General features: G+C 31.8%; 16 protein-coding genes and 1 tRNA gene. 7 read left to right on the top strand and 10 right to left on the bottom strand.

Annotated elements, in window-relative coordinates:
• Nucleotides 1-7 precede the first annotated feature (7 nt).
• Both folP and cdaA read left to right on the top strand, forming a co-directional pair.
• On the top strand, nt 8-838 hold the full coding sequence (gene folP / locus L0U72_RS07675; RefSeq protein WP_101916758.1) for a dihydropteroate synthase: 831 nt from the start codon (nt 8-10) through the stop codon (nt 836-838).
• Between the two features lie 47 nt (nt 839-885).
• Nucleotides 886-1,674, top strand: a complete 789-nt coding sequence (gene cdaA / locus L0U72_RS07670; protein ID WP_101916757.1) for a diadenylate cyclase CdaA — start codon at nt 886-888, stop codon at nt 1,672-1,674.
• A 47-nt stretch (nt 1,675-1,721) separates the two neighbouring features.
• Here cdaA and L0U72_RS07665 read toward each other — a convergent pair whose 3' ends face one another.
• The 3 genes from L0U72_RS07665 to truA all read right to left on the bottom strand — a co-directional run bounded on the left by L0U72_RS07665 (nt 1,722) and on the right by truA (nt 4,859).
• The gene (locus tag L0U72_RS07665; protein ID WP_233897347.1) at nt 1,722-2,231 is read right to left on the bottom strand and encodes a hypothetical protein; all 510 of its coding nucleotides are present in this window, start codon (nt 2,229-2,231) and stop codon (nt 1,722-1,724) included.
• A gap of 84 nt (nt 2,232-2,315) precedes the next feature.
• Complete coding sequence (locus L0U72_RS07660) at nt 2,316-4,079, bottom strand: ABC transporter ATP-binding protein (protein WP_233898804.1); 1,764 nt, start codon at nt 4,077-4,079, stop codon at nt 2,316-2,318.
• A gap of 45 nt (nt 4,080-4,124) precedes the next feature.
• Nucleotides 4,125-4,859 carry a tRNA pseudouridine(38-40) synthase TruA gene (gene truA / locus L0U72_RS07655; RefSeq protein WP_101916755.1) on the bottom strand — a complete coding sequence of 245 codons (735 nt, stop codon included), beginning with the start codon at nt 4,857-4,859 and terminating at the stop codon, nt 4,125-4,127.
• Between the two features lie 74 nt (nt 4,860-4,933).
• On the opposite strand from truA, the gene L0U72_RS07650 reads away from it, so the two are divergent.
• Entirely contained in the window at nt 4,934-5,428 is a 495-nt protein-coding gene (locus L0U72_RS07650) for a metallophosphoesterase family protein (RefSeq protein ID WP_233861339.1), read from the top strand.
• 112 nt (nt 5,429-5,540) lie between these two features.
• On the opposite strand, the gene L0U72_RS07645 is transcribed toward L0U72_RS07650, so the two are convergent.
• Nucleotides 5,541-5,975: a DUF4293 domain-containing protein gene (locus L0U72_RS07645; RefSeq protein WP_101916753.1), complete on the bottom strand. Its 435-nt coding sequence runs from the start codon at nt 5,973-5,975 to the stop codon at nt 5,541-5,543.
• A 202-nt stretch (nt 5,976-6,177) separates the two neighbouring features.
• Here L0U72_RS07645 and rho point away from each other — a divergent pair, with 202 nt between their 5' ends.
• The gene (gene rho, locus L0U72_RS07640; protein ID WP_233898803.1) at nt 6,178-7,980 is read left to right on the top strand and encodes a transcription termination factor Rho; all 1,803 of its coding nucleotides are present in this window, start codon (nt 6,178-6,180) and stop codon (nt 7,978-7,980) included.
• Between the two features lie 86 nt (nt 7,981-8,066).
• On the opposite strand, the gene L0U72_RS07635 is transcribed toward rho, so the two are convergent.
• The gene (locus L0U72_RS07635) at nt 8,067-8,624 is read right to left on the bottom strand and encodes a 5-formyltetrahydrofolate cyclo-ligase (protein ID WP_233898802.1); all 558 of its coding nucleotides are present in this window, start codon (nt 8,622-8,624) and stop codon (nt 8,067-8,069) included.
• Nucleotides 8,625-8,758: 134 nt separating this feature from the next.
• On the opposite strand from L0U72_RS07635, the gene L0U72_RS07630 reads away from it, so the two are divergent.
• Nucleotides 8,759-9,103, top strand: a complete 345-nt coding sequence (locus tag L0U72_RS07630; RefSeq protein ID WP_233898801.1) for a hypothetical protein — start codon at nt 8,759-8,761, stop codon at nt 9,101-9,103.
• A 24-nt stretch (nt 9,104-9,127) separates the two neighbouring features.
• The gene (locus L0U72_RS07625; protein ID WP_233861343.1) at nt 9,128-9,607 is read left to right on the top strand and encodes a hypothetical protein; all 480 of its coding nucleotides are present in this window, start codon (nt 9,128-9,130) and stop codon (nt 9,605-9,607) included.
• Between the two features lie 128 nt (nt 9,608-9,735).
• On the opposite strand, the gene L0U72_RS07620 is transcribed toward L0U72_RS07625, so the two are convergent.
• A tRNA-Pro gene (locus tag L0U72_RS07620) sits at nt 9,736-9,810 on the bottom strand.
• A gap of 197 nt (nt 9,811-10,007) precedes the next feature.
• Between L0U72_RS07620 and trxB the strand changes: the two genes are divergently transcribed.
• Nucleotides 10,008-10,946 (top strand): thioredoxin-disulfide reductase, encoded by a 939-nt coding sequence (trxB, locus tag L0U72_RS07615; protein WP_233861344.1) that lies wholly within the window; start codon nt 10,008-10,010, stop codon nt 10,944-10,946.
• A gap of 85 nt (nt 10,947-11,031) precedes the next feature.
• On the opposite strand, the gene L0U72_RS07610 is transcribed toward trxB, so the two are convergent.
• The 4 genes from L0U72_RS07610 to L0U72_RS07595 all read right to left on the bottom strand — a co-directional run bounded on the left by L0U72_RS07610 (nt 11,032) and on the right by L0U72_RS07595 (nt 16,210).
• Nucleotides 11,032-11,874 carry a hypothetical protein gene (locus L0U72_RS07610; protein WP_233898800.1) on the bottom strand — a complete coding sequence of 281 codons (843 nt, stop codon included), beginning with the start codon at nt 11,872-11,874 and terminating at the stop codon, nt 11,032-11,034.
• A gap of 30 nt (nt 11,875-11,904) precedes the next feature.
• Nucleotides 11,905-13,044 carry a M14 family metallopeptidase gene (locus L0U72_RS07605; RefSeq protein ID WP_233898799.1) on the bottom strand — a complete coding sequence of 380 codons (1,140 nt, stop codon included), beginning with the start codon at nt 13,042-13,044 and terminating at the stop codon, nt 11,905-11,907.
• Between the two features lie 154 nt (nt 13,045-13,198).
• Nucleotides 13,199-14,995: an acyl-CoA dehydrogenase family protein gene (locus L0U72_RS07600; protein ID WP_233883657.1), complete on the bottom strand. Its 1,797-nt coding sequence runs from the start codon at nt 14,993-14,995 to the stop codon at nt 13,199-13,201.
• A 24-nt stretch (nt 14,996-15,019) separates the two neighbouring features.
• Nucleotides 15,020-16,210 carry an acetyl-CoA C-acyltransferase gene (locus tag L0U72_RS07595; RefSeq protein ID WP_233898798.1) on the bottom strand — a complete coding sequence of 397 codons (1,191 nt, stop codon included), beginning with the start codon at nt 16,208-16,210 and terminating at the stop codon, nt 15,020-15,022.
• Nucleotides 16,211-16,225 lie beyond the last annotated feature (15 nt).

Genomic DNA, 16,225 nt, shown 5'->3' with positions numbered 1-16,225 from the left:
AATAAGCATGACAATTAATTGCAACGGAAATCTAATCGATTTAACAACGCCTAAGGTGATGGGAATTTTAAATATTACGCCCGATTCTTTTTTTGATGGTGGAAACTATAACGATGAAAAAGAAATTTTGAATCAAACAAAAAAAATGTTAGATGAAGGTGCAACTTTTATTGATGTCGGTGCGTATTCGTCAAAACCCAATGCAAAAAAAGTCTCGGAATCGGAAGAATTAGCCCGAATTATTCCTGTCATAAAATTATTAAAAAAGCATTTTCCTCAAATTATAATTTCCGTTGATACTTTTAGAAGTAAGGTCGCAAAAGAAGCGATTCAAGCAGGAGCTTCCATAATTAATGATATTTCTGCGGGTATTTTAGATGCCAAAATGTTTGAAATTATAGCAGAATTACAAGTGCCATATATTATGATGCACATGCAAGGAACACCACAGGATATGCAATTAAATCCTGTTTATCAGGATATTGTAAAAGAAATAATTTCATTTTTTGCCGAAAAATTAGCGACACTTCGAGCTTTAAAAGTAAACGATGTTATTATTGATGTCGGTTTTGGATTTGGAAAAACAAACGAACATAATTACGAATTGTTAAAAAAGTTATCCTTATTTAAAAGTTTAGAAGTACCAATTTTAACAGGCATTTCACGAAAATCAATGTTATATAAAGTTTTAGAAATTTCACCAAAAGAAGCTTTAAACGCTACAACCGTTGCAAATACTATCGCTTTATTACATGGTACAAAAATTTTAAGAGTTCACGATGTAAAACAAGCCGTTGAAGCAGTTAAAATTGTCGAAAAACTTCAAGAAATTTCATGATTTTAAAAACGAATGAGCTTAAATTTTCATAAAAATAATTACAAGTAATGAATTTACGTTTTATTGATTTTTCGTTTCTCGATGTGCTTGATATTATTTTAGTTGCCGTCTTGTTATACTACATTTATAAGCTATTAAAAGGTACGGTGGCGATTAATATTGTTATCGGAATTACGTTTATTTTCTTAATTTGGAAGATAACACAAGCACTTCATATGGAAATGTTGAGCGGGATTTTAGGATATTTATTATCGGGTGGTGTTATTGCGTTAATTATTGTTTTTCAGCAAGAAATCAGAAAGTTTTTATTGATGATAGGAACGACTAATTTTTCAGCAAAAAAAAGTTTTTTACATCAGTTAAAATTTATGCAAAGCGAACTTACTCCCGAAGTAGATATTGATATTCAAACAATTTTACAGGCATGTATTAGCATGTCAAAAACAAAAACAGGCGCTTTAATTGTTATTGAAAAAACAAATAATCTTGATTTTTTAATCAATACAGGTGATACAATGAATGCACAAGTAAATGAAGCAATTTTAGAAAGTATCTTTTATAAAAATAGTCCATTGCATGATGGAGCAACGGTAATTCGAGATAATTTTATTGTAGCGACTCGTGTTATTTTACCTGTTTCTAACAGTACAAAAATACCTGCTCGTTTCGGATTACGGCACAGAGCTGCTATTGGCGTTACCGAAAAAACAGATGCTATTTGTTTGTTAGTATCCGAAGAAACAGGTGAAATATCGTATATAAATAATGGTGAATTTGTGTTGTATAAAACCCAAGAAGAATTATTAACAAGATTACAAAATGATTTAAGAACATAAAAAAAGCTCGCAAATTGCGAGCTTTTAATTTGTATAAAAATCTAAAATTATTTAGCAGGAGCCATTTTAGATTGGATAGCGCTCATTACTGAGTTAAATTTCTTTTTTCCTTCAGCATCTAAAGAAGAAACTATTTTCTTTCCTTCAGCAGCTAATTCAGCACCTTTTTTAGCTAAGCTTGCATTTTTTACTACATCTCCTTTAGCAGCGATATAATCATTAGCATAGTTAGCATATGAGCTTAAATACTCACCAACTTTAGGATCTTTAAATTCAGGAATAGAAACTCCTTCAATTGCAGATTTTACAGCATCAACAGCGTCTTCGGCACCTTCAGCAACTTTAGCAGCAGCATCAGAAGTAGCGTCAACAGCTTTGTTTGCAGCATCAGCAGTAGCATCTACAGCTTTTGTAGCAGCATCAGAAGTAGCATCAGCAGCATCTTTTGCAGCTTCAACAGTAGCATCAGTAGCGTCTTTTGCTTTTTCTTTAGCCTTATCACAAGAAGTTGCTAATAATGCTCCAGCAACACACATAGTTAAAATTACTTTTTTCATCGTTTTATGATTTTTTAGTTTATAGATTGATATGCACAAATGTATTGTATTGCGCATTGTAAACAAACTATTTACAAAATAATTTTAGATAATTTTAGTTTTAAATTGCTTTTTATATAAATTCTTATAATAACCATCTTTTTTACGTAAAAGTGATGCTTGATTTCCTACTTCAACAATCCGACCGTTATCCATAACAATAATTGTATCAGCTTTTTTAATAGTCGCTAATCGGTGAGCAATGATAATCGAAGTACGATTTTTGGTGATTTTATCCGTAGCAAATTGAATCATTTTTTCCGAATTAGAATCCACCGAAGATGTCGCTTCATCTAAAATTAAAATACTTGGTTTGCTTACATACGCACGCAAAAAAGCAATCAATTGACGCTGTCCTGAAGATAACATACCGCCACGTTCTTTCACATTATAGCCATAATTATTGGGCAAACTCATAATAAATTCATGAATTCCAATTTGCTTGGCAGCCTGTTTTACTTCCTCCAAAGAAATAGTTTCATTTTTTAAGGAAATATTATTGAAAATAGTATCAGAAAATAAAAATACATCTTGTAAAACAACGGCTATTTTTTCTCGCAATGCATTAATTTCGTATTCTTCAACTAGTATATCATCTAAATAAATAGCACCGCTATCTATTTCATAAAAACGATTTATCAAATTAATAATTGTTGATTTTCCTGCACCCGTAGCTCCAACAATCGCAACGGTTTCTCCTTTTTTAACATCAAAAGAAATACCTTTTAAAATTTCTTCTCCTTTAATATAACTAAAATGTACGTCCTTAAAACGGATGTTTCCTTGTAAACTCGCAGTGGTGATTTCACCATTTTTAGCAATACTACTTTGGGTATCAATAATAGAAAATACACGTTCTCCAGCCACAATTCCCATTTGAAGTTGATTAAATTTATCTGCAATTTGACGAAGCGGTCTGAATAACATTTGTGCCATTTTGATAAAACCAATAATAGCTCCAACTGACACTGCGTTATCTTCAATTACTTGTAATCCGCCGTACCAAACGATTAAACCAATCGCAATCGATGATAATATTTCAGCAATTGGAAAAAAAATAGAGTAGTACCAAACCGTTTTAATATGTGCTTTTTTATGTTTTTCGTTAATTTCAATAAAATTTTTATACTCAATTTTTTCACGATTAAAAAGCTGTACAATTTTCATTCCCGTAACTCTTTCTTGCACAAATCCGTTGAGGTTGGCTACCTGATTACGAACATCTTGAAAAGTAGCTTTTATGGCTATCTGAAATAATTTGGTGGCATAAATTAAAATCGGTAAGGTTGCCAAGGCGATAAGCGCAAGTTTCCAGTTGGTGTATAACATCACGATGATAACGACGATCATTTTTAATAAATCGCTAATAATCATAAAAACACCTTGCGTAAAGAAATTCGCAATTGTTTCAACATCAGAAACCACACGAGTTACCAGTTTTCCAACCGATGAATTATCAAAATAACGCATATTAAAAGACATTATTTTTCGAAACGTTTTCGTTCTGATGTCTTTAATAATATGCTGACCAACCCAATTCGCATTGTAAATAAAACTAAATTGAAAAAATACCTGTATTAATAAGGTAACAAGCATTGCGATGGTGTAATATAATAATCGTGTAGGGTCTTTATGAGCGACAAAATCATCAATAGCACGCATTAAAATAACGGGACTTAGTACCGCAAATAGTGCCAAAAGTATCGTAGAGATGGAAGCTAGAATAAATCGTACACGGTATTTTTTTGCAAAACTCATCAGTCTTACAAAAATTTTAATATCAAATGCTTTTCCTGTTGTTTTGCTCACGTTATTTATTTGTTATTTATTTTTTTGCCAAATAGTATCTGTTAATTAGATATAATCGTAGGCAACTTTTGTTAAAAATAATCCCTTTGCAGGTGCTGATGTTCCTGCGTTACTTCTGTTTTTACGTTCGATAATTTTCTTAAAATCTTCCAGACTTATTTTGCCTGTTCCAACATCAATTAAAGTACCGACAATCGCTCGAACCATATTTCTTAAAAATCGATTGGCACTAATATGAAACGTTAATTCATTGCCGTTTAATTTCCAAACAGCATTGGTAATATCACAATTAAAAGTATGTACGTCTGTTTTTACTTTTGAAAAACATTCAAAATCTTGATGCTTGTATAAAATCGCTCCTGCTTGGTTCATCAAATCAATATTTAATTGCTGATTGTATAATTGCCAAGAAGTATCTAACGAAAAAGGATTTCTACCGAGCCAAATTTTATATTCATAACTTCGACTCGTGGCATCGAAACGAGCGTGTGCAGTATCATGCACCAATTTACAGTTAAAAATTACAATATCATCAGGTAAAAGTGCATTTAATCGAAACGCAAATTGATTAGTTAAGATAGCATCGGTATCAAAATGAGCAAACATTTGCGAAGCGTGTACGCCAGTATCGGTTCTTCCTGCGCCTGTAATCATAATATTTTCTCTTAAAACAGTGCTAATTGCCTTGTTTATTTTTTCTTGTACTGATACGGCATCAGGTTGTATTTGCCAACCATGATACTTTTTTCCTTTATACGCTAATTCAATAAAATATCTCAAAAAACACGAAATTTAAATGGCTAAATTATGAAATATTCACCTGATTTCTTGTTGATTTGAGTAATTTTGTATTGATGAAAAAAATACTATTACTTTCCGATACGCATAGTTTTATTGATAATCAAATCTTGAAGTTTGTAAAACAAGCCGATGAGGTTTGGCATGCAGGCGATATTGGCGATTTAAAAGTAACTGATACCATAAAAAAACTCAAGCCACTAAGAGCCGTTTATGGAAATATTGATGATAATAATGCAAGAGCAGAATTTCCGTTAGATAATCGATTTATAGTGGAAGATGTTTCGGTTTGGATAACACATATCGGGGGATATCCAAACGCCTACAAACCCAGAGTTCGGGAAGAATTACAGCAGAAATCACCTAAAATATTTATTAGTGGACATTCTCATATTTTAAAAGTTCAGTACGACCAAAAATTTAATTTATTACACTTAAATCCAGGAGCATCAGGAAAATATGGGTTTCATAAAATAAGAACAATGCTTCGTTTTGAATTGGATAAAGGCGAAATTCTCAATATGGAAGTTATCGAATTAGGAAAAAAATAAATGCTAAACTAAACGTTAAATTTTAAAAGAATAATAAAGAATAATAAAGAGTGAAAATGTAAAAACCGAGGTCTTCACCTCGGTTTTTGTCGCACTAAAATATATATTAGGATTATCGAATTCTATCTACAGATTTTACAAGATCTTCATCCTTCTTGATGGCTTTATTTGCTAAAACTACTAACAAAATAACAAGAATAGGAAGGAACATCCCAATACCTTTCTCGGAAACCGAAGCCTCTCCAGATAATGTTTGTGATAGATAAATCAAAATACCTACTAAAAAAAGATTAATCAAAATATTTAAACGCCCTAAAACAAATTGTAATTCCCTTTTCTTAAATAAAAATAAGGTTACAATTGATAGTAAAGCAGACATCAAAAATAAGATAGGCGTCGCTTTTTCTAACAGCGAAACACTAGAGAATAAATCAATTATATACACAGAAATAGCTGACTGTGTAGTCCAAAGACTAAACACAAAAGGTAAAATACCTGACAAAATTCCTGCAATGAATAAGTATAAAGATTGTTTTCTTTGTATCATATTTAAGATTGGATAGCAAATATAATATTTATTTTTTTAAAAAGAAATATTACAAGTTAAAATATTTGTATATATTTGTCAGATAAGTACCTGCACAATAACATAATTATATAGTTCCTATATAATTTGAAATCATAAAAATTTAAATACAATTAAATCCTTTTTCTTAAACTAAGGATTATACAACTTAATAATTTCACGAATGCTCGATATTTCCGAATTAAAAACTAAAAAATTAATAGATTTACAAGCAATTGCAAAAACGATAGGGTTAACTAGAGTAAGTCAATTAAAAAAATTAGATTTAGTTTCTAAAATTTTAGAAGCACAACCCCAAGTTAGTGTCAATCAACCTGAAGCAATAGCGGAAAAACCGAAGCGGAAAAGAATAGAAAAATCATCCAAAGAAAAAATTTTGGAACAAACACAACAAGAACAAGAAAAGCAACAAGAAAATAAAAATGTAGCTGTTGAAAATAATCTTGAGAACGTTCAAAATGTTCAAAATGTTGAAAACGCAGAAAAAGTTGAAAACATCGAAAATGTTCAAAAAACAGTAGCCAATAAAGTAACTCCTGTTTCAAAAATTAAAAATAGCCCAACAAAAGAGCTTAACAAATCAACTGAAATTGAAAAAAATGTTGCTGAAGAAAAAGATTCAAAAGCAGCCGTTAAAAAAATAATTTCAAGACCAAGACCAAGAGCAGTCGTGGAAGCTACAAAAAAACAAGCTCCAAATCCGAGAACACAAACAGATTCCAAAAAACCAATACCAAAACCAACGCCAAGACCAAGAGCAGTAGTCGAAGCAGGGAAAAAACCGCAACATAAAAATCAACAAAAAACAACTCATAAAAGCGGTAACAAATATCGAGATCCCGATTTTGAATTTGATGGAATTATCGAAAGTGAAGGCGTGCTAGAAATGATGCCTGACGGTTATGGATTTTTACGCTCATCAGATTATAATTACCTATCATCACCCGATGATATTTACGTTTCTCAATCTCAAATAAAATTATTCGGACTAAAAACAGGAGATACCGTTCTTGGAAATGTCCGTCCGCCGAAAGAAGGCGAAAAATACTTCCCACTAATTAGAGTTTCAAAAATTAACGGTTTAAATCCAAATATTGTTCGTGATAGAGTTTCTTTCGAACATTTAACACCCTTATTTTCAGATGAAAAATTCAATCTAGCCGAAAAAGGAAGCTCTTTATCTACTAGAATTATTGATATATTTTCTCCTATCGGAAAAGGACAACGTGGTATGATTGTATCACAACCAAAAACAGGTAAAACAATGTTATTAAAGGATGTCGCAAATGCTATTGCAGCAAATCATCCTGAAGTGTATCAAATTGTTTTGTTAATTGATGAAAGACCCGAAGAAGTTACAGATATGAAACGTAATGTTCGTGGAGAAGTAGTTGCTTCAACCTTTGATGAACCTGCCGATAAACACGTTCGTGTTGCTAATATCGTTTTAGAAAAAGCAAAACGTTTGGTAGAATGTGGACATGATGTGGTTATTTTATTAGATTCAATTACACGTTTAGCAAGAGCTTACAATACCGTTGCACCTGCTTCAGGTAAAATTTTATCAGGAGGTATTGATGCCAATGCCTTGCATAAGCCAAAACGTTTCTTTGGAGCGGCGCGTAATATTGAAAATGGTGGTTCGTTAACTATTATCGCAACGGCACTTACCGAAACTGGTTCGAAAATGGATGAGGTTATCTTTGAAGAATTTAAAGGAACTGGAAATATGGAACTACAATTAGATCGTAATATTTCAAACCGTAGAATTTATCCAGCGATTGATTTAATTAAATCGAGTACGCGTCGTGATGATTTATTGTTAGACCCAAAAACCGTAAAACGTATGTGGGTATTGCGTAAATATTTAGCAGATATGAACCCAGTGGAAGCAATGACGTTTATTAATGATAGAATTCGACTTTCTAAAAATAATGAAGAATTTTTAATTTCGATGAACGGATAATTTATTCCTGATTTTTTCTGAAAAACATTTTAAAAAATAGATAAAACATAAAAAATCCCGTAAAATTTTACGGGATTTTTTATGTTTTATATCGGAAATATAATATTGTCAAGCGGAATATCATATTCATTACAATCGGAAATTTTGGCGATTGGCGGAAAGAAATTAAGCCCGATTGTTTTAGTATCTTCTCTACAATTGGCTAAAAAACGATCGTAAAATCCTTTTCCGTAACCAACTCTGTAATTTTCTTTATCAGAAATTAACATCGGCACAAAAACCAAATCAATTTCTGTAACAGCAACTTCTGTAGCATTTACAGGCTCGGGAACGCCGAATTTATTTAAAATTAATTCAGTATTTTCTTCTAAATAAAAATGTGTGAGCGAATCATCAGCAAAATTACATTGACTAACAATTATTTTTTTTCCTTTACTTCTGAAAAAATTAATAATAGGTTGCGTATCTATTTCCTTAAATTTTCGCATCGATAAAAATAAATGAACATTGTTTATCGCATTGAAATCAATTATTTCTGAGTTGAAAATTTGCTGATAAATACTTTCTTGAAATACTGCTATTTCTAGTGAAGTTAATTCGGCTCTTTTTTGTTTATATATTTTTCTAAGTGTTGTTTTTTCCATAATTGATAGTAAATAAAGTGCTGTTTATAGCTAAAAATCCATAAAAAACAAATTTACGTAAACTTAAAGCTTAATTTAAGTCAATAAGAAAAAATAAAATAGTACTTTTTCGTTTTAAGAAATGTGTAGTTTTTATGAAATTAGTATATCAAATTCGGGATTATTTTTTTTGGGTTATTTTATCTCTTTTATCAGGAATTGGATATATGCGAATTGTTTTAGGAGCAAAACCAAAATCATCATCAATAGGAATTCTTAACGTTTTTGATTGGATTTATGATGTTGTATTATTTCATGTAGGTTTAAGTATTGGAAGTATTATTGCTTTGCTATATGTTATTCTTGATGTTTTTTATCTGAAGAAAAAATTTAAAAATAAAGCGAAATTAACTCGTATTCGTTTTCTATTTTTCAGTATAATCGTGATTATAGTTGGCGTAATACATCATATTTTAGAAAAAATTATTGATGTTATTTAATATAAAATATAAAAAACTAATAAAATGAAAACTATCATTCTATTCCTCGCAGTATTATTTTTACCCTGTAAAGACAAAAATCAAGACAAATTTCAAGAAATATATCAAGAAAGATATCAAGAGAAAAATCAAAAAGAATTATACAAAGGAACTTTAAATGGAAGTATTAAAATAACACTGTATATAAACGAACAAGAACATCCGTGTGGCGGAAATTTAACAATTTTAAATGCGATGTATAAATATGATAATCAAAAAAAATGGATTCTTTTAAATATTACCACCGATAAACAAAACAAGAAATACGCAATGGTTGAAGATAATTTTTCGGGAGCATTATTTTTACAAAAACAAAATAATTCATTTTATGGAACTTGGATAAGTCCAAACACTAAAAAACAATTTAAAGTCATATTAGAAAAAACAATATTAGATGAAACTTCATCAGAAAAATTAGAAGCTATTTTGTTTGATGATTTATTATATAATAAAAATGATTGCTAAGAGCCTGTTTAAATTTCATCTGAAAAAAATATCAGAGAAAAATAAGAAATCGAATCCGTTAACTTTTAATCAAAATAAAGAGCACAAAAAAAACCTTAACAATCTAGCAAGATTATTAAGGTTTTAAGTCGGGGTGGCAGGATTCGAACCTGCGACCTCCTCGTCCCAAACGAGGCGCGATGACCGGGCTACGCTACACCCCGTACGGTTATCGGACTGCAAATATACAATAAATAACTACATATCAAAGAAAATATCAAAAAAATTAATAAAAAATAAAAAAATATTTTATTTTGAGACTATTATCATTTTCAATTATGAATGTATTATCAAAATAGATGTTAAAAAAAGACATTAAATGTCAAAAAAAATTACATTTGTAATACAAAAAAAATAGATGATGGCAGAAAAAATAAAATGTTTGATTATTGGTTCAGGACCAGCAGGATATACTGCTGCAATATACGCTGCAAGAGCAGATATGAAACCTGTAATGTACACAGGAATGCAAATGGGAGGGCAGTTAACCACCACCACAGAAGTTGATAATTTTCCTGGATATCCAAATGGAACAGATGGAACTGCAATGATGAATGATTTGCAAAAACAAGCAGAACGTTTTGGAACTGACGTTCGTTTTGGAATGGTTACAAAAGTTGATTTAAGTACCGAAATAGGAGGAATCCACAAAGTAATTGTTGATGAATCTATTGAAATAGAAGCAGAAACAATTATAATCTCAACAGGAGCAACGGCTAAATATTTAGGTTTAGAAAGTGAACAACGCCTAATTGGTGGTGGAGTTTCGGCATGTGCTACTTGTGATGGTTTTTTCTACAAAGGACAAGATGTCGTTGTCGTTGGAGCAGGAGATACCGCTGCCGAAGAAGCAACTTATTTAGCGAATATCTGTAATAAAGTGACCTTATTAGTTCGAAAAGATTACATGAAAGCATCAAAAGCAATGCAACATCGTGTGAATAAAACAACTAATATCGAAGTATTATACAATACCGAAATAGACGAAATTTTAGGCGATAAGGTTGTTGAAGGCGTTCGTGCTATTAACAATCAAACGAACGAGAAAAAAGAAATTGCGGTAACAGGTGTTTTTATCGCTATCGGACACAAACCAAATTCAGATTTATTTAAAGGTGTTTTAGATATGGATGAAGTTGGGTATTTAATTACCAAAGGAAAATCGACCAAAACAAATTTACCAGGAGTTTTTGCAGCAGGTGATATTCAAGATAAAGAATACCGTCAGGCAGTAACAGCAGCGGGTTCAGGATGTATGGCAGCCTTAGATGCAGAGCGTTACTTAGGTGCTTTAAAATAAATAGCAATATCTTTTTTTAAAAAAAATAAAAATTTAAAAGAGCGTTTACATGTTTTGTAAACGCTCTTTTTTTATCAAAAACTTATCAAAATTCATTAAAATCAGTCCAAATAGCTAATAAATCTTTGCTGATTTTATCAAAATCATTTTTATCAAGCACGCTAGTAAGAACCTCAACATATTCAAAATATTCATTTAAATAATCTTCTTTTGAAGCATTTAAACTTGGTGAATAACAACTATCACTATCTAAAGCATATTTAAATTCTTCCATCAATTTTTCAAGAAATAATTGTTTATTTTCTTGAATATAATCAGAAAGACCAGCCTCTAATAAATCTTCAAATTGGTCACTTCCATGTTGCCCGCAACAGGTTATTAATCGAGCAATCGCAAGGGTAGCTGTTTCTTTGCACCATCCGTATTGTTCAATTAGTTCTTCTATATCGCCACCCTGATTTACTTCGTGGTCTAAATCACAGGTTCTTAAAAAATCGATATATTCAGGCATCCATTTTTTATCTTTAGTAACTAATGATAAAATAGCTTGTGTTCCTAACGGATTTTCGCAATCTTCCCAAATTCTCGAATCATATTCTCCATGGTCAGTTGCTTCAAGATATTTAATTGTTGCCGATGTTAAAGCGCTGTATTTTGACACTTCATTAAAAAGTGTTTTTTCATCAGTAAATAATAGTTTTGGCGCATCAATTTTATTATTTTCATCGATTAAACCAATGGTATAATTAAATTGATATATTTTATGTTTCTTTTTTAAATCAATAATTAATGCCGTTAATTCAGATAAAATAGTTGCGATATCATCTTCACTGATTGCTGCCGTATTTGATTTTTTATCAAAAAAAAATTCATCTTTTAATTTAGCAATATCATTAATTTCAAAATTTATTTTAAAAATCGATTTCATTATATTTTTAATTTATATTTTGATACTCTGTTATTTTGTTTCTGATAAAAATCCTTCTAAAGCTGTTAAAAAAGAAGCACCTAAAACTTCCGAACGTTCACCCGACCATTCTTTTTCGGCATCAGGAAGATCGTTGTTGTCTTTAAAAGGCATTTCTAAGGTAAAAGAAAGTGTTTTAAAAAGTTCACCAATTTGATTCGAACAAACGGCTAAATTTGCTTCGTTTGGTGCGCTGTTTTCGTATTTATACACATCTTGAAATTCAGGATTTACCGACATCCATTCCTTTTTAAAACGAATTTCTTCGGATAAAATTTTATCAGTAATGCTTGGTATTCCTTGTAAACTGGTTACAAAATTATAAGGAATTGCTTCATCGCCATGAACGTCTAATAAAAAATCTAAACCTGTTTCTTGCATTTTTTGTTTGCAATAATAAACCTCTGGCTCAGTAGCTTTATTCGGGTTTTCCCAAACTCTATTATAATTAATTCCTAAGGTATTTACACGCAAGTTTCCTGCAATACTTCCATCAATATTCATGTTCGGAATGATATAAAAACAGCAAGTTTCTACTAATTTTTCAATCGTTGTATCTTCAGAAATATTTTTAGTAACAAAACGATCCACAATTCCTTTGATAAACCACTCCGCCATGCTTTCGCCAGGATGCTGACGTGCAATAATCCAGATATTTTTTTTATCGGCACTAGGAGTTCCGAATTGTAACAATTCAATAGGTTTTTTGTTAATAGTTTCCCCTAAAATAGTGGTTGTACATAAAGGACTTTTAGTTGCAGTTGCCACTAAATTAAGATGTTGCTGGTAAGTAAAAGGCGTAAAATAGGCAAAATCAACCTCGGTTTGAGTTGGCGTAATGCTAAAGTAAAGTTTGCCATTTTTATATTCGGTGTTTTGTAAACGAAACCAATTTTTAGCATCGTAAGAAGCCGTTGTTTTATAATCTTCCCAACCATCGGCAAAAGCACTTTCGCTGGCATTTTCAATACAGAAATTATAGGTTTCTCCTACAATAACATCGGTAATTTTGAAATTAAACCATTGAAAAAAATGAGAGTTGGTGTCTTTACGTATTTTTAATTGTGTCGTGTTTTCTTGTTGCGATACTACGGTAATATTACCAGCATCAAAGTTTGTTGTAATTTGCATGGATTGTTTTTGTAAAAAATTATTGTTTGTTAATTTATTAAATTAATGATGAATAAAAAAAGGTTGTCAAAAATTAATTTGACAACCTTCTAAACAAACAACTAAATTCTAAAACCCATTATGAAAAGTTAAAGAAGATTTTTTTAATATTTTCCTAGAAACAGTATTTATTTTCTGCTTTTAATTTTTCTGCAATCATATTACGTAATCCGATTACGTTTGGCTGATTTGCGTATTTTGTAAAACGTTTTAAGCCCATTAACATCATGCGTTGTTCATCACCTTCAGCAAAAGAAACAATTCCTTCTTTAGCATTTTTGATAATAATATCTACCGCATTATATAAATATAATTGCGTCATTGCAATCTGTTCTTTTTGAGAATCTTTACCAAAACGTTTAGCGTTCTTTTCAGTTCTCAAAATAGCAGATTCTGCCATATAAGTTTCAATTAAAATATTAGAAGCAGCCGTTAATAATTGTTGGTGCTGCTCTAATTCTGGACCAAATTTTTGAATTGCAGATCCGGCAACCATCAAGAAAACTTTCTTTAATTTAGCAACCATTTCTTTTTCTTCCGCAAATAATTCAGAATAATCAGGCGTATCAAAAGAAGGAATACCTAATAATTCTTCCCCAACAGCCATTGCAGGATTTAATAAATCTACATGACCTTTCATTGCTTTTTTAACCAACATTCCAACAGAAAGTAATCTGTTAATTTCGTTTGTTCCTTCATAAATACGAGCAATACGCGCATCTCTCCAAGCCGATTCCATAGGAGTTTCTTCCGAGAATCCCATACCTCCAAAAATTTGAATTCCTTCATCAGCACACGCTTGTACATCTTCAGAAACAGCCACTTTTAAAATAGAACATTCAATAGCATATTCTTCAACTCCTTTTAATTCCGCTTCTTGATGCGTATTTCCTTCCGCTTCACGTAATGCAATTCTGTCTTCAATATTTTTAGCAGCTCTATACGATGCCGATTCTCCCACATACGCATTGGTAGCCATTTCTGCTAATTTCATTTTGATAGCTCCAAATTCTGAAATTGAAGTTTTAAATTGCTTACGTTCGTTTGCGTAATTAATTGCGATACTGGTAATTCTTCTTTGAGAATCCAAACAAGCAGCGGCTAATTTAATACGACCAATATTTAAGGCATTCATGGCAATTTTAAAACCATTTCCTCTTGCTGATAACATATTTTCAATCGGCACAATTGTGTCATTGTAAAATACCTGACGAGTTGAAGAAGCACGGATTCCTAATTTATGTTCTTCTTCACCTAAAATAATACCATTGTTATTGTCTTTGTCATATTCAACAATAAAACCAGTAATGTTTTTATCATCTTCAATACGAGCAAAAACAATCATAACGTTACAAAAACCTGCGTTTGAAATCCACATTTTTTGTCCGTTTAATTTATAATGTGTTCCGTCTTCAGATAATGTTGCAGTTGTTTTTCCTGAATTAGCATCTGAACCAGCACCTGGTTCTGTTAAACAGTACGAACCAAACCATTCACCTGTTGCTAATTTTGGAACATATTTTTGTTTTTGAGCTTCTGTTCCATATAAAGTAATTGGCATTGTTCCAATACCTGTGTGTGCCCCGAAAGCAGTACTAAAAGAACCTGTTCCGCTTGAAATATAATCACACGTTAACATGGTAGAAACAAATCCCATTCCTAATCCGCCGTAGGCTTCAGGAACAGAAACGCCTAAGAAACCTAATTCTCCAGCTTTTCCCATTACTTCTTGCGTTAATGCATAGTCTTTTGCTTCAAAACGAGCTTTATGAGGCATAATTTCACGGTCATTAAATTCCATAACCGCTTCTTTCATCATTTTTTGCTCTTCGGTAAAATCTTCAGGAGTAAAAACGTCTTCACACTTTGTTTCTCTAACAAGGAATTGACCTCCTCTTAATAAATCTGCCATTTTTTGTTTTTTTTAATTGTTAGTTTAGTTTAAGAATTCGAAAATACCAGCAGCACCTTGCCCTGTACCTACGCACATGGTTACCATTCCGTATTTTCCTTGCATGTTACGCTTGCGCATTTCATCAAATAATTGAACAGATAATTTAGCTCCTGTACAACCTAAAGGATGTCCTAAAGCAATTGCACCACCATTTACATTGATGATGTCTGCATCCAATCCTAATTCACGAATTACGGCTAATGATTGAGAAGCAAAAGCTTCGTTCAATTCAATTAAACTGATGTCTTCTTGTTTTAATCCTGCTTGCTTTAATGCTTTTGGAATTGCTGCAACTGGACCAATACCCATAATTCTTGGCGGTACACCAGCAGCGGCATAACTTACCATACGAGCAATTGGTTTGATGTTTAATTCTTTCACCATATCTTCACTCATTACCATTACAAATGCTGCTCCATCACTTGTTTGCGATGAGTTACCAGCGGTAACACTTCCGTTTGTAGCAAACACAGGGCGTAAACGCTCTAAACCAGCAATATTTGACCCTTTACGAGGTCCTTCATCTTTTGTAACTGTATATTTTCTAGTCGCTTTTTTTCCGTTTGCATCTACATACGTTTCTTCCACTTCAATCGGCACTATTTGATCTTGAAAACGATTTTCAGCTTGCGCTCTTAATGCTTTTAAATGTGAGTTTAACGCAAATTCATCTTGGTCTTCACGAGAAATATTATACTTTTCAGCAACCGCTTCCGCAGTATTTCCCATTCCCCAATAATAATCTGCATGACCATCAGCAACTAAATCGTAGTTTAATTCTGGTTTAAAACCTGTCATTGGTACAGAACTCATGCTTTCAGCACCACCAGCGATAATACATTCTGCCATTCCTGACTGTATTTTAGCCACTGCCATACCAATAGTTTCTAATCCTGATGAACAAAAACGATTTACGGTTACTCCAGGAACGTCATCAATTTTTAATCCCATTAAAGAGATTAAACGTGCCATATTTAATCCTTGCGAACCCTCAGGCATTGCGTTACCAACAATAACATCGTCAATACGAGTTTTGTCGAAATCGGGTAAATTTTCCATCAAATATTGGATGGTTTCTGCCGCTAATTCATCGGCTCTTTTAAAGCGAAATACCCCTTTTTTTGATTTTCCAATAGCGGTTCTATATCCTTGTACTATATATGCTGTTTTCATTTTTCTTCTGATGTT

It is taken from the genome of Tenacibaculum piscium (genome assembly GCF_021390755.1).
GTDB lineage: Bacteria > Bacteroidota > Bacteroidia > Flavobacteriales > Flavobacteriaceae > Polaribacter > Polaribacter piscius.
This window is presented reverse-complemented; position numbering and strand designations above follow the sequence as displayed.